21 protein-coding genes are annotated in these 18,913 nt (G+C 38.4%); 4 read left to right on the top strand and 17 right to left on the bottom strand.

The window, feature by feature from the left end; translation table 11 throughout:
* Window position 1 precedes the first annotated feature (1 nt).
* The 5 genes from MMB69_RS04545 to MMB69_RS04525 form a co-directional block, all read right to left on the bottom strand.
* Window positions 2-697 (bottom strand): hypothetical protein, encoded by a 696-nt coding sequence (locus tag MMB69_RS04545; protein WP_277447254.1) that lies wholly within the window; start codon window positions 695-697, stop codon window positions 2-4.
* Window positions 697-1,566, bottom strand: a complete 870-nt coding sequence (locus MMB69_RS04540) for an ABC transporter ATP-binding protein (RefSeq protein ID WP_277447252.1) — start codon at window positions 1,564-1,566, stop codon at window positions 697-699. Before MMB69_RS04540 ends, MMB69_RS04545 begins: the two co-directional genes overlap by 1 nt.
* Window positions 1,563-1,931, bottom strand: coding sequence for a GntR family transcriptional regulator (locus MMB69_RS04535; RefSeq protein WP_013058691.1), 369 nt, complete (start codon window positions 1,929-1,931; stop codon window positions 1,563-1,565). Before MMB69_RS04535 ends, MMB69_RS04540 begins: the two co-directional genes overlap by 4 nt.
* 105 nt (window positions 1,932-2,036) lie before the next feature.
* Window positions 2,037-2,792, bottom strand: a complete 756-nt coding sequence (locus MMB69_RS04530) for an alpha/beta fold hydrolase (RefSeq protein ID WP_277447251.1) — start codon at window positions 2,790-2,792, stop codon at window positions 2,037-2,039.
* Between the two features lie 224 nt (window positions 2,793-3,016).
* Window positions 3,017-3,907, bottom strand: a complete 891-nt coding sequence (locus MMB69_RS04525; RefSeq protein ID WP_013058693.1) for a YitT family protein — start codon at window positions 3,905-3,907, stop codon at window positions 3,017-3,019.
* Window positions 3,908-4,165: 258 nt separating this feature from the next.
* On the opposite strand from MMB69_RS04525, the gene MMB69_RS04520 reads away from it, so the two are divergent.
* The 3 genes from MMB69_RS04520 to MMB69_RS04510 all read left to right on the top strand — a co-directional run bounded on the left by MMB69_RS04520 (window position 4,166) and on the right by MMB69_RS04510 (window position 6,542).
* The gene (locus MMB69_RS04520) at window positions 4,166-4,975 is read left to right on the top strand and encodes a DUF4397 domain-containing protein (protein WP_277447250.1); all 810 of its coding nucleotides are present in this window, start codon (window positions 4,166-4,168) and stop codon (window positions 4,973-4,975) included.
* Window positions 4,972-5,595 (top strand): class F sortase, encoded by a 624-nt coding sequence (locus MMB69_RS04515; RefSeq protein ID WP_277447249.1) that lies wholly within the window; start codon window positions 4,972-4,974, stop codon window positions 5,593-5,595. Before MMB69_RS04520 ends, MMB69_RS04515 begins: the two co-directional genes overlap by 4 nt.
* 128 nt (window positions 5,596-5,723) lie before the next feature.
* Window positions 5,724-6,542 carry a glycerophosphodiester phosphodiesterase family protein gene (locus tag MMB69_RS04510; RefSeq protein ID WP_277447248.1) on the top strand — a complete coding sequence of 273 codons (819 nt, stop codon included), beginning with the start codon at window positions 5,724-5,726 and terminating at the stop codon, window positions 6,540-6,542.
* A 27-nt stretch (window positions 6,543-6,569) separates the two neighbouring features.
* Here MMB69_RS04510 and MMB69_RS04505 read toward each other — a convergent pair whose 3' ends face one another.
* From MMB69_RS04505 to MMB69_RS04450, 12 genes are all read right to left on the bottom strand, one after another.
* Complete coding sequence (locus tag MMB69_RS04505) at window positions 6,570-7,256, bottom strand: ABC transporter permease (RefSeq protein ID WP_277447247.1); 687 nt, start codon at window positions 7,254-7,256, stop codon at window positions 6,570-6,572.
* Window position 7,257: 1 nt separating this feature from the next.
* On the bottom strand, window positions 7,258-8,100 hold the full coding sequence (locus tag MMB69_RS04500; protein ID WP_277447246.1) for an ATP-binding cassette domain-containing protein: 843 nt from the start codon (window positions 8,098-8,100) through the stop codon (window positions 7,258-7,260).
* A 119-nt stretch (window positions 8,101-8,219) separates the two neighbouring features.
* Window positions 8,220-8,729 (bottom strand): GNAT family N-acetyltransferase, encoded by a 510-nt coding sequence (locus MMB69_RS04495; protein WP_269870315.1) that lies wholly within the window; start codon window positions 8,727-8,729, stop codon window positions 8,220-8,222.
* A 35-nt stretch (window positions 8,730-8,764) separates the two neighbouring features.
* Entirely contained in the window at window positions 8,765-9,970 is a 1,206-nt protein-coding gene (locus MMB69_RS04490; RefSeq protein WP_277447245.1) for a TolB family protein, read from the bottom strand.
* Between the two features lie 101 nt (window positions 9,971-10,071).
* Window positions 10,072-10,890, bottom strand: coding sequence for a membrane protein insertase YidC (yidC, locus tag MMB69_RS04485; RefSeq protein WP_013058701.1), 819 nt, complete (start codon window positions 10,888-10,890; stop codon window positions 10,072-10,074).
* A gap of 505 nt (window positions 10,891-11,395) precedes the next feature.
* Window positions 11,396-12,775, bottom strand: coding sequence for a sucrose-specific PTS transporter subunit IIBC (locus MMB69_RS04480; protein ID WP_269870317.1), 1,380 nt, complete (start codon window positions 12,773-12,775; stop codon window positions 11,396-11,398).
* 178 nt (window positions 12,776-12,953) lie between these two features.
* Window positions 12,954-13,781, bottom strand: coding sequence for a PRD domain-containing protein (locus MMB69_RS04475; protein WP_221783477.1), 828 nt, complete (start codon window positions 13,779-13,781; stop codon window positions 12,954-12,956).
* Window positions 13,782-13,818: 37 nt separating this feature from the next.
* Window positions 13,819-14,316, bottom strand: coding sequence for a PTS sugar transporter subunit IIA (locus tag MMB69_RS04470; RefSeq protein WP_277447243.1), 498 nt, complete (start codon window positions 14,314-14,316; stop codon window positions 13,819-13,821).
* 183 nt (window positions 14,317-14,499) lie between these two features.
* A complete protein-coding gene (locus tag MMB69_RS04465) occupies window positions 14,500-14,751 on the bottom strand; it encodes a hypothetical protein (protein WP_221780933.1) in 252 nt (83 codons plus the stop codon).
* Window positions 14,752-14,889: 138 nt separating this feature from the next.
* Window positions 14,890-15,516, bottom strand: coding sequence for an FMN-dependent NADH-azoreductase (locus MMB69_RS04460; protein WP_014458563.1), 627 nt, complete (start codon window positions 15,514-15,516; stop codon window positions 14,890-14,892).
* A 140-nt stretch (window positions 15,517-15,656) separates the two neighbouring features.
* Window positions 15,657-16,109: a transporter gene (locus tag MMB69_RS04455; protein WP_269870318.1), complete on the bottom strand. Its 453-nt coding sequence runs from the start codon at window positions 16,107-16,109 to the stop codon at window positions 15,657-15,659.
* A gap of 160 nt (window positions 16,110-16,269) precedes the next feature.
* Complete coding sequence (locus tag MMB69_RS04450) at window positions 16,270-16,815, bottom strand: hypothetical protein (RefSeq protein WP_277447242.1); 546 nt, start codon at window positions 16,813-16,815, stop codon at window positions 16,270-16,272.
* Between the two features lie 688 nt (window positions 16,816-17,503).
* Between MMB69_RS04450 and MMB69_RS04445 the strand changes: the two genes are divergently transcribed.
* Entirely contained in the window at window positions 17,504-18,670 is a 1,167-nt protein-coding gene (locus tag MMB69_RS04445) for an FtsW/RodA/SpoVE family cell cycle protein (RefSeq protein WP_013084672.1), read from the top strand.
* Window positions 18,671-18,913 lie beyond the last annotated feature (243 nt).

The following is an 18,913-nucleotide window of genomic DNA, read 5'->3' as shown; positions in this document are numbered from 1 at the left end:
ATTAGGCTTGATGAGCAGGCGACGCTTTTTTTAAAAACAGCCAGTTGATAAGAAAGAGTAGAAAACTTACGATAACCATTGTTCCGAATGTAAGTAACAGCGACCCGTTCGAAAAGCTTTTTATAAAATGAATAACCGGTTCTTTTGTCACTGGAATGGTAAATAGTAAAATTAAAACAGCACCGGTGATCATCCCTCCTGTTTGCCCGAATTTGTAAACGATGCTGCCGAGCAAACATGCTGCTGCTGTAATAAAAAAGATAAATACAGCGTCCGTTAAAAAGTGAATAGCGACAGTAGGGTCATGAAAGATAAAATCACTTGCATAATAAAGCTGAACATTCATTAAATTCAAACTATTAATCACCTTTATTGAAATGCTCATGATGACAACATTGATAAGGGACATTACAATTGCAAATAAAGCAAAAACACAGGTCATCGTTAAAAGATATGCTTTACGAGTAGCTCCTAACTTTAAGCAAAAGGAGAAGCTTTTTCGAATGATAATAAAACTTACAATACCTGAAAAGATGTACTGCGGCATACTTGTTACTAATAGAAGATGCTCGTTCACCTGGCTGAACACTAAAATATCTACTACAACAAAAGCTAACAGTATGGTCCAAAAGCGAATCATTAAATACTTCAGTTCAACGTAAAGCGAATAACTAATGGCGGCAAACTGTCCGTTCATTACGCTACACCTCCACGATTTGATGTAAGATAAATCATAATATCCTGGATATGAACAGCTTCTACATGAAATGAACGGTCGACAAGTTCTTCAGCATAAATATCTTCATTAAAGAGCACTATTTTTTTCTCTCCTCCGAATACTTGTTCATGGATTACTTGCTTTCCTTTTTCATATTCTTCAATTTGACTTTTAGGTCCTTTTACACTTACACAGCGCTGCTGCAAATTTTCTGCCGTATCCTGAAGAATCAGCTTTCCTTTTTGCATGATCAGAACTTCTTCAAATAAATTACTCACTTCATCAATTAAGTGCGTTGAAATAATAATGGTGCGTGGATAATCTTCATATTCATCTAATAAAAGCTCATAAAAACGCGCTCGCGTCGCAGCATCAAGTCCAATATAAGGTTCATCAAAAATTGTGATGCTCGTGCGAGAAGATAGCCCCACAATAATCCCTAGTCCTGATTCCATTCCTTTAGATAATGCCTTAACTTTCGTATTGGAATCTAAATCGAACTCTCCCATAAGCCTTTCAGCCGTTTCTTGGCTCCAATGAGGATAAAAAAGTGACGCGATTTTTAGTACGTCTTTGACTTTTAATGTTTTTTTGAAATTTCCGCTTTCGTTAATTAAGCAGATGTTTTGCAAAACAGAGCGGTTTTCAAACGGAGATTGATGTCCCACCTTTACCTCTCCTGTCGTAGCTGGAGTATGTCCGGCTACAATTTGCATAAGAGTCGTTTTCCCCGCTCCGTTTCTCCCTAGCAATCCGTATATTTTATTTTTTTCTAGCGTAAGTGAAATGTCCTTTAGCACTTGTTTAGATCCGTAGCATTTATTTAATAGCTGCGCTTCTATATTCATTTTATTTCCCCCTTGTCTAACAGTTCTTTTAACTCGTTTACCGTAATCCCCAAATGTTGTGCTTCTTTTTTCAGGGGAACGATAAAACGGTTATAAAATTCTTCTTTTCTTTGTGTAAGCAATACTTCTTTGGCGCCCGCACATACAAACATCCCTATCCCTCTCTTTTTATACAATATTCCGTGGTCAACTAGCTGATTAATTCCTTTAGCTGCCGTTGCAGGGTTAATGCGATACATTTTGGCAAATTCATTCGTAGACGGTACTCTTTCTTCTTCTGGAAAAGCATCATTCAAAATATTCTCTTCAATGGTTTCTTTGATTTGTTGAAAAATTGGTCGCTGATGATCTAATGATTGTTTCATTTTGACTACCTCACTTAAGTGGTTCATTACTCATGTAACTAACTATATAACTAACTGGTTATTTTTTCAAGCGTTATTTCCAAAAAAAGAAAAAAAGTCCGTCAGTTAGTTACTGACGGACTTTTTCATTTGACTGTTTAACCACTTGACCGTTTTTTTTACTAGCTCATCCTGCTGCTCTTTAGGGGAAATACTGGCTTTGTTATCGCCTTTTTGTTTCCCATACATTCCAAACTGTGCGTGATTAGCTCCTTTTACTTGGACCAGCTCCGTATTTTTTGAAAGTAAATGCTTGGTTTCTTTAATTTTTTCAGGCGTCGACAAACCATCTTTCTCACCGCTTAAAGACAAAATAGGATAAGTGGAAGTTGAAAAATTATTTTTATTCATCGGATACGATGCTAAAAGAACTAAGCCCTTTATTAAATTTGGATGATCATACGCATAAGAGGCTGCACTCACTCCTCCAAGGGAATGCCCTCCGATAAACCATGCGGAAATCTTCGGATAGCTCTTCACAATATCCGTCGCTTTGTTTTGACTAAAAAAACTCATATTAAACGGGGAATCTACCACAGCAACAAGATATCCTTCATTTGCAATTTGCTGGGCATAATAGCCATATGCTAACGGCTCTACTTTAGCACCTTGATAAATAATATAGCCGGCTTTTATCTCTTTGTTCGTTTGAGGCTTGAATACGTAATAATCGTCTTTCTTCACTACCTTTTTCTCATCTACTAGTGAATGAAGCTGCTTTGAAGGTTCATAATCAAAACCTGACCATATGATAAAAAAAGCCACGGTTACTGCAACAAGAACTACTACACCGACTCCTAGTATTTTTAACGTTTTTTTCATGTCACTCCCTCTTTCTGTTTTTTTACTATGTACTCTTTTTATACCTTTTAGACATTTTACATGTTTGTTTTAAAGATATACAAGAAAAAAGAAGGGTTCGATATGCCCAAAGCAGCGCGCAGCAGAAGTGACATAAACTATTCCATATACTCGAAACAAAGAGAGAAAATTAAAAAGGCTGCTGCAAGTAATAACGGGACAGCCTCATTAGCAGACAACCTTCACTAATGAATATCTCGTTTCTTAAACCTCCCTCCTCTAACTTCAGCAATAGCTGCTACAGCAAAAAAAGCAGATGGATCTATCTCATCGATAATCGCTTTTAGCTTTGCTTCTTCAAGCCTGGTAATCACACAAAAAATGACTTTTTTATCATCTCCCGTATACGCCCCTTCCCCATTTAAATACGTGACGCCTCTCCCTAAACGAGCAAGAATTGCTTCGCCAATTTGTTCATATTGTTCGCTGATAATCCAAGCTGACTTAGACTCATCTAACCCTTGAATTACAATATCAATCGTTTTAAAAGCAATGAAGTAAGCCATTAAAGAATACATAGCGCGATCCCAGCCAAATACAAAACCGGCACTTCCCAAAATAAATAAATTAAAAAACATAATCGTCTCACCTACGGAGAAAGGCGTACGCTTATTAAATAAAATAGCTAATATCTCGGTGCCGTCTAGCGAACCTCCGTACCGAATAACAATTCCTACTCCCACACCGAGAACAATTCCGCCAAACACAGTGGCTAAAAGAGGGTCACCTGTTAAGACCGGCAAGTCGTGAAAAATAGAGGTAGCAATGGATAGAATGATAACACCTAAAAGCGTAGATAGCGCAAATGTTTTTCCAATTTGCTTGTAGCCAATAAAAAAGAATGGAAGATTTAATACGAAGATATAAAAGCCGATTTGAACATCCGTTAAGTGGGATAAAATAATAGATATACCTACAATTCCACCGTCAATAACCTCATTAGGGACAAGAAAAAATTCTAGCCCGACGGCCATTAAAAGGGCTCCCACTAAAATAAACAGCATGCGCTTTACAATCATTTTAGCTGATAGCGAACGATGAACAACCTTTTTTATTTCATGATTCGTTTGCAGCACATAACTTCCCCTCCTTTTGTAATAGAGACATCAACTACTAACCAAACCCTTATTTTAATATTATCACAAAATTCAAACTATTTACCTGAACTTTTACAAAAATTTCATTCAATGAAATAAATTATGCATATATTGGATAAAATTGTAGATGATAACAAGTGAATAAATGCCCGAGTACGTTCAAAAGTGAATGAATGCCCACCACTTTTCATACGGGACTAACAGGACAAACTTAGATTAAAAGGAGAGTAAAACGTTATGAACCGTGTAAAGATTATTGCTGCTTCTTTACTCGCAGTTTTATTGCTAGCTTTTTCAGATAATTTCACTTCTGCAGCTGTGCAGGAGGCGATGATACGAGTTGTGCATGCGTCACCTGATGCGCCTGAAGTAGATATATATGTGGACAATCAAAGCATCGTAGTCGGCGCATCATTTAAAGATGTGACAGATTACCTTAAAGTACCTGCGGGGTCTCATAAAGTAGAGGTATATGCCATAGGTACAAAAGGAAAAGAAAAACCTGTCATTTCCACTAATATAACCGTCGAAGCAAACAAGGCCTATACTCTTGCTGCTATTAACCAAGTTGCACACTTAGAATTAAAAGTAGCTCAAGATGATATGAACGTAGCTAAAGGAAAGAGTAAAATTCGAATTGCTCACTTTTCTCCAGATGCTCCCGCTGTTAATGTAGGTATTAATCACGGCCCTACTTTGTTTAAAGACACTGCTTTTAAACAAATGACAAATTATTCGGAAGTAGATGCCGGAACCTATGATTTAACCATCGCAACTAGTCAAGACAATAAAAAAGTACTGGATATTCCAAACCTTAATTTAGAAGCCAACACGGTCTACACAGTGCTCGCTATTAACAAAGCCGACAGCCTTGAAACGCTGTTATTAAAAGATAATACCGCTATGCCTTCCGAAATGCCAAAAACCGGTATGGGCGGTGCTTCAGAGGATAATTATAATTCAATTGTGCCGGTTCTTACTTTATTAGGAATTGGGGCGGTCGCTATATTTGTTGTTCGTCGTCACAGAGGATACGAAAGCGAATGAAGTGGATAGGAGGGGTTTTCACCTTTTCTTTTATACTATTCATGAGCAGCTGGTTTGCCCAATCAGCAATTGCAAACGGCTCGACGGATTTTGTTGTGAAGATGGCTGAAACAAAATCGGCTCAATCCTTGAAATCTTCAGGAACTGCTTCTACACCTCTTCCATCTCAGCTTATTATTCCGAAGCTTCATATTAAGGCTTTTATAAAAGGAATGGGCCTTACTAACCAAGGTGAAATGAGCGTTCCTGATAATGGTCATGATGTAGCTTGGTTTAAGCTTGGAGCAAGACCCGGAGAGGAAGGAAATGCGGTCATTGCAGGACATGTTGATGATCAAAAAGGACCCGCTATCTTCTATCATCTCGACAAGCTCACAAAAGGAGACGAAATTTTTGTAACCGATCAGCAAGGGGATCAGCTGACCTTCGTTGTTACCAATAAAGCTTCTTATCCCCGAGATTCTGCTCCTATCAGAGAGATTTTCGGTCCAACTTTTCAACACCAGCTTAATTTAATCACCTGTACAGGAACGTTTGATCATAAACAGAAAACTCATGAGCGCAGGCTCGTTATTTATACAAGCCTCCGCCCGGAAAAAACAGCCGATGTTTCTCACTAAACATCGGCGTTTATTACTTTTAATTACATACTGGGTCGTTTTATTTAAATATTTACACAGCCTTAATATGAACACAACATCTCACTAGTAAACTAATGCACGACCCCTCAATAAAAAGGAGTTTTGATATGAGACGAAAATGGTGGTTTGTAAGCTCACTCACTCTTTGTTTATGCGGCATTTTTATGTTTATACATACGCAGGCAGCTTCTACTCAAGCAGAAAACGTAGCCATTATTGCTCATCGAGGCGCATCAGGGTACGAGCCAGAGCATACGATGCAATCTTATCTCGCGGCCGTCCAGCAAAAAGCGGATTACATTGAACTTGATCTTCACATGTCTAAAGATCAGCAGCTTGTAGCAATTCATGACTACAAAGTTGACCGAACGACAAATGGAACAGGATATGTAAAACAGTATACAGTGAAGCAGCTTCAGCGTTTAAACGCAGGAAAAGGTAATAAAAAAGCCGTCATTCCAACTTTAGAAGAAATATTCCGTACGTTTGGCAATCGAACAAACTATTATATTGAAACCAAATCTCCTCATGAATATCCCGGTATGGAAAAGGAATTATTAACGTTGATGGCTAAGTACAACATTCATACCGATCACGTCATCGTACAATCATTTAGTCCTGAAAGCTTAAAAACCGTCCATCGATACCGACCTACTATGAAACTAATTCAACTGATTCGTTCTAAGCAAACCAATATGTTAACAGATCAGCAGTTCAGACAAATCAAAAAGTACGCAAACGGCATTGGTCCTAATGCAAACACGCTGACAAAGTCATATGTACAAAAAGCTCGCTCATATGATTTAGACGTTCATCCTTATACAGTAAATGATGAAAAACAAATGAGAACGCTTATCGAGTGGGGCGTAACCGGCATGTTTACTAATTACCCGGATCGTCTTTATAACGTGCTTCATAATAAATAAACACTTGCCGCGGCAAGTGTTTATTCTTTATACATCTCTTCTATTCGCTCTCCATAAGTACAGGCTAATTAATGCTATGGCATAAAGCAAAGCCCAGCCAAACACCAAAAATTTGTTTAATCCTTCGTTAATAAATTGAATGATTGCAGATACGGGCGGCAATACATACAGCAGCATTCCCCCTCCTTGATACGGAAATGAAACGCCTGCCGCTGCAAGCGTAACGATTAAAATAAATAGAGGTCCAAACCACGATAAGCTGCCTTCTCTTACAACATCTCTTGTGAAAACAAGGCCTATGCTCATACCAAGCAAACTAAACGTCCAGTGAATAATAAACCCAAACACCATTTGCTTAGTGGATATATCCACTTCAAACATATCAAGCAGCACGGGATAAGCAATGGAAACCGCTGATAAAAACGTAAACAGCAGCATACAGCTAATAAGCTTGCTTATAAAGTACTTGTTCTTTTTCCCTACATGAAGTTTTGTAATAACTTCTTGACTAGAATCTTCCGCGTGAAACAGCGACATCGTAAACCAAGTGGTTAGAAAAAAGAGGAAAAGTGCCGTATTAAAAAAGCTATCAAGCACCGGGTTCGGTCTATATGTATAGTTCATACACAGCGAAATAATATAAAGTGCAAGCGGCGGAATATATCGATACGATTTAATGTATGTAATAAAATGATAGCGAATCAATGCACCCATCTTAAATTTCTTCCCTTTCCATATGATATAGCTTTACAACTTCACCTTGAACAGCAAGTAATTCTGCAAGAAACTCGTTTACATATTTTTTATCTATATAAAAAATCCAGTAGTTTCCGTGCTGTTCAATTTTCGTGCACTTTTCTTTTAATAAACGAAGTGGCTTATTAAGAATGACATTTGCCTCAATAACCGTTAAATGCTCAATGAGTTGAACGCGCTCATTTTTTAAAATGCGCTGTGAGCCAATGGTGATAACACGATCCGCTACAGCATGTATGAGCCTTTCTTCATGACACGTAAATACAATGGTCATCCCTCGTTCTTTTAGCTTTGTAAAAATCCGTTCTACTTCTAGCTGAGCACGAGCATCTAATCCTGATAGAGGTTCATCAAGCAATAGCAGCTTAGAAGAACTCAGCAGCGCTTGCATCATGTTGACTTTTTGCTTCATTCCTTTTGAAAAAGAAATGATTTCTTCATGTCTAAACTCTACCATTTCGAAAGTTTCGAGCAGCTCTTCAATTCTAGAGGTGCGCTTTTTCTTAGACAATCCTTGAATTCGTCCCATGTGCTGCAAATAACCGGCTAGCGTAAAACGGAGCTCCTGAGGAAATTGTTCCACCACAAATCCAGGCGTACCCGTTTCTTTATGAAGGTGAATTGTCCCTTTAGTCGGTTTCGATAATCCGCCAATTAGCTTTAAAAACGTACTTTTTCCCGCACCGTTTTTTCCAACAATCGCGACAGTCTCTCCTTTATAAAGGGTCGTATGAATGTTTTCTAATACGGTGTGTTTTTTGTATAATTTTGCAACATTTTTTAATTCAATCAGTTTTTCCATCTGCTGCCTCGCCTCTCCATAATCCTATATGTTAAATCATAGCATATTTATGGGGAATGTGCTTCCATCTCTATACGTTTCAGCTAAATTTTTCCCGTACAAAAAAGCCTTTGATCTAATCAAAGGCTTTTTATAGACAATACCATATGCTCTTCATCGATAAATTCACCATCTACTTGAAGAGCTCTTTTTTCATACGCATAAGAAGTAAAACCGAGGCTTTTGTATAGGGCTTTTGCTCCTTTATTTTCAGCAGCAACGGCCAGGTAGATTTGCAATACCTCTGTTTGGAAAAAAGCTTGTTCAACAGCGGTTTTTAACAGCTTCTTTCCAAGACCTTTCCCCCTTGCTTCAGGGGCTACGTACATCCCCCAAATATCTCCTTTATGCTGAACTTTTAAAGGCTTTTGCTGCTGAAACCCCACGATCCCCACAAGCTGTTTTTCCATAAAAGCTCCTACTACAAATTCTGATTGGCTGCTTGGAAAATAATTTCGGATATCAGCAATTTCTTTTTCATATTCTTCTTCATAACTTAAAATAAAACTTTCGGGATGATCTTTTAAAGCACGAAGACGGAGTTCAAAGTACACGTCAGCGTCTTCTTTTACCAACAATCGTATATTCATTTTTTCACCTTAGTTTCTTATGTTTTAATTAGCTATTAAGGGCTGTACACGCTAAATACTTCATTCCACCGATACAGCTCATAATAATTTCCCGGCAGGTCTAAGCTTGAAATAAGTACTTTATCATTTTTCGTATCTTTTACGCGTGTTAAAAGATTTGCTTGTTTTCGATTTGTACGAATCCACATCGTTTGATTCGTTGCTTTATGATAAAAAGGCGCGTAATCGCCTAAGCCTTTTTGCGGAAATGTGAACTGACTTTGCTTATTGGTCTTTACGTTCATGCTATACAAAAAAGGCAGTGGCCTCTTTTTTTCATCATTCGACCATCCTGCTTCGGGCACACGTGAAATGATGATGTTATCTTTTTCTGCCCAAGTAAAATCCCAATCTGCGAAGCCTTTTGGCGTAAACACATGCTCTTTAAAAACCGGCATCTCTTTTAAAGTGAACTTTTTATTTTCAGTGGCAAACCTTCCTTCTCCATTAATGAATGCCAGCACTTGCTCTTCATTACTCCACTTAAACCAATTAGGTACATTAAGCATATCTCCCACTACTTGAAAAGCTTTCCCTTCTTTCGTAATGATGCACAGCTTGTTTGCATCTGCAGACATCGAAGCCGTTGGAATAGCGATAAAACTAATCCATTGACCGTTAGGAGACCATTTAAAGCTGCTTGTTGTATACGCAAAAAACGAATCATTTTCCGCTGGGAGCGTCGTAAAAGCCTCCACTTTTTTTACATCTAACCCTGCATATTTGCTCACTGTATATAGCTTTACCGGTCCCCATCCCGTGGGCGCTAGCGCAGCAGCTGACGTAATTAAAAATCGATCTCCTTTTGGAAACCATGAAAACTGATCAACTCCTACGGCTACACGCTTCTTTTCATGCGTTTTAACGTTGTAATATACTAAGATTCCATTCGAAATATACGCAAGTTCCTCAGCAACCGGTGACCATTGATAATGAGTCACATCATGTTCAACAAGTAGCGGTTTTCCTTTTAACGGTGCAATCATTAAAGAATCATTTTCTGCATAAGCAACTATATCTCCATGTGATGACCATTGAGGCATAGAGGCATGACGTGCATAGGATAACTGCCTTTCGGTACCGTTATCATATACCCATAGGTTTCCATGCCGTATAAAACTGACCTTCACTGTATTGGCAGCATTTATTTGCATAGGGAACAACATAAGAAAAAGCAGACATAACGCTATTTTTTTCACCATGTTCACTCCTGTCTTTTTTTATAGCGTTACACAAATCTCCTCATCTCATCACATTTTTGAAAAAATAAAAAAGCGCAGCGAATAGCTGCGCTTTTTGTATATTATGATTTTGACTTAGATTTTGGTGATGGCTTTGTTTTAGCTTGTGCTGTATTATTAGCCGCATCTTTTTCTTTTAATAAACTCATACGTTTTTTCAAGTAGTAACCTTGTCCAATTCCGAATAAGTTACCGATTACCCAGTATAATGCAAGAGCAGATGGAAGTGAAATCCCTGCTACTAAAATGAAGATTGGCATAATGTTCATCATCATTTTCATTGGAGGTTGAATTTCATCCGTCATACTTACACGAATTTGTAAGAATGTCGTAATCGCTGCAACTACCGGTAAAATGAAGTAAGGATCGGGTTTTCCTAAACTTACCCATAAGAATGAATGCTGAGCAATTTCATGCGTTCGTGCAATGGCATTATAAAATGCGATAATAATAGGCATTTGAATAAAGATTGGCAAACATCCACCAACCGGATTAATTTTATGCGTTTGGTAAAGCTGCATCATTTCTTTTTGCTGCTTTTGCTGTGTTTCTGGATCTTTTTTACCAGCATATTTCTTTTGAATCTTTTCCATTTCTGGACGAAGTGCTTGCATAGCCATCGTGCTCTTTTGCTGTTTTAAAATAAGCGGCAATAGAACTAAACGAATGATAACCGTCGCAATGATAATAGAAAGACCATAGCTTCCGCCTGCCCATTCAGCAATTTTCGTTAATGCCATAGATAAAGGGTAAACAAAATAATGATCCCAGAATCCGCCGCTTGTAGCCGTAACCGGTGTTTTTGTACTGCTACAGCCGGCTAGAGCTAAAAGAAGCGCTCCCATTAAACCAAGCAATAATAATTTTTTATTTCTTTTCATATTCTTTCCTCCTAATAATGACTAAATGTATGAAGTGTTTTTCAGAAGGAAAGGATCTTCTTCATCATTATTCTTCTCTTTAACTGGTGTTTTTCTATAAACGTGTATAAATACATTTCGTCTTTTCCATATTGTTAATACTGAAGGATCAATCCCTGCATTCACATGGTCGGTGACAGGTTCCGCATGAAAAGCCGTAAACCTAGCTTCACGAAGCATATAATAACAAAGGATGTATAAAACGAAAGCAGATAAATACGGCGCATATAGAAAAAGATCGTGATAAAATTCCATGTGCCAGCTCTCTTTCTGACTATAATAGTACAATCCAATATATGTAGTGTAGCATTTACGTTCCTGTTACACAACATCAACTTATCTCTTTGACTGTTCTACGTATTACTTTTTAAAAAGTTTCATATTTACGACACAAAATTTGCTCACCATAAAATATGATGAGCAAATCTAATACCATTCTCTATTCTCATATGCTTGCCGCTAGTTCTCAGTCTTCTTTTAGTTTCATGAACCACGTAACGCCGAATGCAACACCTACAGAAATAATCATACCGATGATATAGTGAATTAAATTGCTCATACCAAGCGGTGCAGCAATGGCCATCATTGGAATGCCTGTGAGTCCGTATGCGTTGGCTACTACGTGCATAAGTACCACGTAGCCGCCTCCGGCTGCTCCGCCTATAGCCGCAGCAATAAATGGCTTGCGAAGTCTTAAGTTGACGCCGAAAATAATCGGTTCTGTAATTCCCAAAAAGGAAGAAATAGCCGCTGGAATCGCAATTTTTTTCGTTTTGGCATTTTTCGTCTTAAAGTAAACAGCCAGCCCTGCTCCTCCTTGCGCCACGTTCGCGCAGGCCCAAATAGGAAGTAAGAAGTTAACGCCAATCTTCGGATTAGCAAGCAGTCCGGCTTCAATAGCATGAAAACTATGCTGCAAGCCTGTTAATACAATGGTCGAATATAAGCCACCAAACAAAATTCCTGCAAACACTCCGGCTACATCGTATAGAGACTGAAGGCTGATCGAAATTAAATCTCCAATATAGCGACCGAAAGGACCAATAAACACAAGTGACACAAAGCCTGTGATAATAACAGTTAAAAAAGGCGTAACAAGTAAATCAACCGAATTCGGCACAATTTTCCGGAGTCCCTTTTCAATTTTGCTCATAACGTAGATAGCCAATAAAATCGGAACGACCGTACCTTGATAGCCAATCAGCGGAATACTTAAGCCAAACAAATCCATATATTCTGGCTTAGCATCTGCTAATGTCCATGGATTTAATAACATCGGATGCGTTAAGATCCCTCCGATAACCGCTCCCAGATAAGGATTTGAACCAAATTCTTTTGCAGCTGAAAACCCGATTAAAATTGGTAAAATGATAAATGCTGCGCCTGAGAACATATCCAACAACACAAACAACGCGCTATCTTCTGAGACCCAGTGGAACGCTTTCATCATCCCGAGCAGCCCCATTAGTAAACCACTGGCTACAATGGCTGGAATAATCGGAACAAAAATGTTGGAAAGCATGCGGGCAAAACGCGCAAGTGGGTTCATTTTCTTTTTCATTTCTTCTTGATGATCCGCTGGGGCAGCAGCCTCTTCAGCGCCTAGTTCTTTCATAAAAGCAGCGTGGATTTTATTAACGAGACCGGTTCCAAAAATGATTTGAAACTGTCCTGAATTTGAAAAAGCCCCTTTTACATCTTCTATTTCATCTAAACCTTTTTGATCGATTTTGCTTTCATCTCGAATAACGAGGCGCAAACGCGTAGCACAGTGCTGCGCACTAGCAATATTTTCTTTTCCTCCTAAAAGCGGAACAAGCTTTTTAGCAATTTCTTTTACATCCATCTTACTTCCTCCTTATTGTATGTCATAAAAAAAGCAAGACCTAAAATACGCTTATAAAAGACATAGTTGTCCTTCATGCGCATTCTAGGTCTTGCCTGCTTTACCAGTCACAATCCCGATCATTCAATTAATACGCTTTCATTGTACTCAAAGCAACAATATTCGTCAATGTTTTTTTCTATATTCTTTGCTCTATTCGGCAAATGTGAAGCGTAATATACCCTAACTCCGCTTCTGGAAAATTAATTTCGTACTCATCTTTGACAAATTGCTTTATTGTTTCAGCACACTGATACGATTTTTTATATTTGACTTTTAATACGTCGAGCATCTCTTCATCCATCTCATGAAAGGGTTCATTTTGCGCTAAACGATTTAACGCAAAGCGCAAGTGAGTCAGCAGACGCTGATAGGACATGCTGTTTTCATCAATCTCCGTATTCAGCTCTTTTTTTATAATCGTAACCATTTCATTAATAATCGTTGTATGCATCATTAGCTGCTGCATGCCCGGTGAATTCAGTTTCGCCGTATGAATATGAAGCGCAATATATCCCGCTTCGTCAATCGGCATCGTGATATCTAGTCTCTTTTTGATATGCTGAAGAGCCCATACTCCTATTGCATACTCAGGCTGATAGAGAGATTTAATTTCGTTAAGTAATTTATTTTGGATGGAAATACCGCGAGCTATCCTTTCAACAGCAAAAGACAAATGATCGCTCAAAGCAATATGAACATGATGACTCAGCGTAGCAGAAAGCTGCTGCTCAGCATAAGAAATGATTTCTTCCGCCACTTGAATATGCTCTTCAGGAAGGTTTTTTAATAGTTCCTGAAACTTTTCCTGCTCTTCTTTCATGACAAAGACTTTCTCCACTTTCGCAGCATTAATAAGATCATTTTTACCTTTTTGAAAAGCGATACCGGGACCCATCGCAATTTTTTCAACTCCGCCTTCTTTAAAGACAACAGCATTGTTATTTAATACTTTTAAAATCTTCAAATGCGCTCTCCTTTCTTAAAGGAAAAGGCCTTGCTTATTACTTCATCGTTACTTTTGCACAAGCCGTTTCGCCTTTTTGAACCGTCCCTTGAGCCAAAATTTCGAAACTTTCACTTGCATCACTGTTTGTAATAACGATTGGTGTGATAATGCTTTTCGCTTTTTCTTGAATAAGCGCTAAATCAAATGTGATAAGAGGTGTTCCTACACTTACTTTGTCACCTTGTGCCACGTGAGCTTCGAACCCTTCGCCTTCCATTGCCACTGTTTCAAGGCCGATATGTATTAATACTTCCGTACCGGCTTCTGTTTTTAAGCCTACTGCGTGTTTTGTATGGAAAAGCTGAACGACTTCCCCAGCAACAGGTGAAACAACTTGTCCCTCTGAAGGTTCAATTGCAAAACCGTCTCCCATCATCTTCTGTGCAAACACCGGATCTGGCACTTCGCTGATTGGCAGAATATTCCCTGAAAGCGGAGCTAGAACGGTTGTTTCTTTTGATTTTGTCTTACTACCAAATAATTTTTTAAACATCTCAATCACCCTTTTTTAGATTGTACTTGTAGCATACCCCAATGATTCTGCAGAAAAACTTCCCCTATCCCGTGTTACGTTAACATGGTCATTATTTAACCATGCTTTTTTTGTCTTGTAAATAAAAATGTATGCGCGTTTTCATAAGAAGTGCGTTCTCTATGCCGCACTTCATGTAACCCTTTATACATCTTCTGAAGGGTGGATATTGAATTTCAACCCTAAAAAAGAGGTTGAGACATAAAAAAAATGAATCCAATCTAAAGACGAACAACTAGGATACATGAGCTGAAACGCTTTTGACACCGCAGTTGATTTCCGTGCAAGACTTCGCTTTCCGCGGGCGGCCGCTGAGCCTCCTCGTCGCATACGCTCCTGTGGGGTCTCACCTATTCCGCTTTTCCCGCAGGAGTCTTCGGCTTGTCCTCCAATCAACTGCTAGAAAGACTTACAAACATGAAACCTACGTTTACCGTAACAAAAAAAAAAAAAAAACGAACCACTAATCAAACATCTTGATCAGTGGTTCGTTTTTCACTTCGTCTAAAATCTTTTTGTCCAAGCCTCTTGAAATTAGAACGTTGACGCAACTTCTTTTGCTTTTTCAGATGCTTTTGCTAGAATATTGTCTGCTTCTGCTGGTGTGTAAGCCATGCCTTCTGCAACAACCAGTTGGAAATCTTGAACACCAATGAAGCCCATCACTGTACGTAAATAGCTTTGAGTAAATTCTAGCTCTGCTGCAGGGCCTTCTGAATACACGCCTCCACGAGCTTCTAGCAATACTACTTTTTTATCTGAAGCTAATCCTACTGGACCATTTTCAGTATATTTAAACGTTTTTCCTGCAATTAAAATGTTATCAATATATGCTTTCATTAGTGGAGGAAAGCTTAAGTTCCACATTGGAGCTGAGAAAATAACTTTGTCCGCTTGTAAAAACTGCTCTACTAATTCACCCATACGCGTTACTTTTTCTAATTCAACAGCTGATAATTCTTCACCAGCTCCAGCTTTTCCCCATGCTGCTAAAACATCTCCATCAATGAACGGAACTGTTTCTTTATACAGATCAAGCGTTGTCACTGTATCAGTCGGATTTGCTGTTTTATACTCATCTAAGAAAACCTGTGCTAAACGAGTTGAAAATGATGCTTCATCAACCTGCGGATTTACTTTTACATATAATACATTTGCCATAAATGTCATCTCCTAAAAAGTGTCTATTATCATCAATTCGAGATATTACTAAACAAATTATCTTTAATTCGAGATTTATTATATAACGTCATTTTTTATGCGTCAACCTTTTCGCACAAAAAAACTCCGTAAGCGGAGTTTTATACACATTGAAATTCTCGAATTTGATTTACATCTACCCCAGCGTACACCCAGAAAGATCCTGTCCAGCGATATCCTGCAACTGAGCGTCTGCCTACAAAGATTGGGTAAAACCAGTAAGGTCGACCATTTCTCGGCCATATATAGGTATATCGGTATAAGCATCCTGAAATAGCGCCTGGATCAACAGCATAAAGTGATGGACCTCCTGAACCTAGCTTTGGTGCAGGTGTAAAAGCTGGCGGTGGACTTGAAGGCGGCTGCGCTCCTCCCTGCGGGGGAAACCCTTGGCCCCCTCCTCCAGGTGGTGGCGGTGGAAACCCTTGCCCTCCTCCTCCAGGTGGCGGTGGCGGAAATCCTTGCCCTCCTCCAGGTGGAAACGATGGAAACCCTTGCCCTCCTCCAGGTGGAAACAAATTTTGAAAACGTGGATCGTATTGATATGGATACATACGCACTCCCCCTTTATAATGCTTGCTGCGTTACAATATGCATCATAATGAAGATAGGTGAATGTCTATTTTTACCTTCTATAGACTAATGGAACGATGTCAAACTTGGTGAGCTTAAAGGAGAGGCTTATTGGAGGAAATAATAAATCCAACACGGAAACTACTTGCGTGTTGGATCTGCTTGAGGAAAATATTTTTCAATAAAATTATACAGCCAAAATACGGTAATCAAAATAGGAGCTATTAGAAAAGGATGTTGAACCCACATTTTTACCAGTACCTTTTCAAATGACGGAATCGATTTTAACACTTGAAACAGCGAGCTTCCGCTAAAAATAACGCTCGTTCCTATCAATAAAAAAGATAGCCAGTTAAATTGATCCATCCACATGCTCATAGAGATATAAAAACTAACACCTGTTCCTATGCCCCCCATTATTCCGCTAAAAATACTTTTTATCGAAAAAGGAATTCCTACAAACCATCCGGCTCCTAGTCCTGCACATCCAGCTAAAATGCTAGAAAAAAGCAGCGGCTGCTCAAGCCAGAGACATGCATTCACTCCAACCACTAAGGTGACATGTATTCCTACGTGAAGGGAAATTCTTTTGCCAACAGGCTCTGAAACATAATGATAGTAGCGCCCGCTATAAAAAATTGTCCACCATAATAATAAAAATGCTGTCACACTTGCCCCTATAATCATAAACACACCTCTCTACGTTATGATTCTATTAATCTCTATCTATTATTTTCCTAATATCCTTTGTCTCTTATCCGGTAATCCATCCATATACCTTCCATACGTTCGTTCATCAGCAAGAAAGTAGAATATAACTATATTCTTGTCTCAACTGTTTACTTGGGAGAGTGCTAAGAAGTTGAATGTCTGCATGTAGAGAAAGATAGTGTAGAACACTTTCTCTTATCTTTACTATTATTCATATGTATAGCTTGCTAGATTTAGTCCTCGCAGTTTAGAATTTTTCAGTCGTTCATATGAAACTATTTGCCTTTTCTTTCGTTATATATATACACGTTTCTTTATCTTTTCACGTGCAAAAAAAGATAAATTCCTATAATATGTTTTCATATTAACCTTTAAGGAGATAAAGAAGATGAATTGAATAAATCCCTGCAAATAGAGTTTTTAGAAAAAAGAAATTGTTATCATTTCTCCTATTTATGTTATAGAATAATTCATGTATAATAAAAGGCTGTATGGTAACGCAGCTTGCGACATATCTTTTCTTACTTTTAGCAAGTCTATATTCAAAGCAAAAACTGCAAAGTGGGGTTAGTGCGACTCTTCATTAATCGACTTTGCATTAAAAACCAGCATTTTTCTTTTATCATAAAGAAAGAATGAGATTTAATAGTGACAGGTGAATAATATGGGTGAAAATCAAAGAAATGTTAGTAGATTTGACTGGAACTTGGCTTTCCTAATCTTCCTATTGTTTTGCGTAAGCGTTGTGGCAATCCATAGTGCTGAAAAAATTGGGCAGTATGATAAGAACTTCGTAGCGCAACAAGTTGTTTTTTATATAATCGGAATGGTGATTATAGGGTTTGTCATGCGTTTTGACTCCGATCAGCTTCAAAAGCTAACGTGGGTTTTTTATGGATTTGGGAACTTTTTATTACTTCTTTTACTAGTGGCTCCGTCAAGCATTGCCAGAGAAATTAACGGGGCAAAAAGTTGGTTCACACTTCCCGGCTTTTCGTTACAGCCATCAGAGTTTATGAAAGTGTTTTTGATTATCACACTGAGTACGGTCATTGTGAAGCACAATGAAAAATATCGTATCCGAACAGTAAGAGAAGACTTTTTACTGCTTGGTAAACTGGGTGCTGTACTTGCTTTACCTTTATTATTAATCATGCAGCAGCCTGACTTAGGTACCGCACTTGTATTCTTAGCAATCACGGTTGGACTTGTATTTGTTTCAGGCGTAAGCTGGAAAATCATCGCGCCTGCATTTTTAGGTATTACAGCGGTTGGTTCTGTCATTTTGGGACTTGTTGTTTATGCACCTAGCCTATTAGAAAAGTATCTAGGGGTTAAGCAATACCAATTTGGACGTATTTATTCTTGGCTTGATCCTGAGTCATATAGTTCGGGAGAGGGCTATCATTTAAAGAAATCGTTAGATGCAATTGGATCAGGAATGGTAAACGGTAAAGGAATCGGTAATGGAGTTGTCTATTTGCCAGAGGGACAGACCGACTTTATTTTTGCGGTTATTGGAGAAGAGTTTGGCTTTATAGGCGCCAGCATTGTTATTAGTCTTTTCTTCGTACTCGTTTATTACTTGATCAAGCTAGGCCTTGAAACAAAAAATGAATTCAATTCTTACTTATGTGTAGGCGTTATTTCAATGCTTACGTTCCACGTATTTCAAAATATCGGTATGACCATTCAAGTCTTGCCTATTACCGGAATTCCACTTCCTTTTATTTCATATGGAGGTAGTTCACTGATGGGGAACATGTTTGCAATGGGTCTGATGTTTGGAATCTCATGGCACCACAAACGCTATATGTTTGGAAATGATTAAAGAGAGACGATGGTCTCTCTTTTTTTCTTTTATCTCCCTATTAAGCATGCTACAATAAAGAAAACGCTTCCAAATACTGTTTTAAAAGGAGTAGATATGCATGCTTGATTACCAATATCGGCGTAAAGCCTATGCTATTTTGTTAAAACAGACATCCGTACCTTCATCTACAGCTTCTTTTTCCACCTGGCTCATACAGCTACTAAAACGAAACAAGTAAAAAAGGTGTGCTACTGCACACCT

The sequence above is a fragment of the Priestia sp. P5 genome, assembly GCF_029522155.1.
Taxonomy (GTDB): Bacteria; Bacillota; Bacilli; order Bacillales; family Bacillaceae_H; genus Priestia; species Priestia megaterium_E.
Note: the sequence above shows the minus strand (reverse complement) of the source record. Positions and strands in the feature narration are given on the sequence as shown.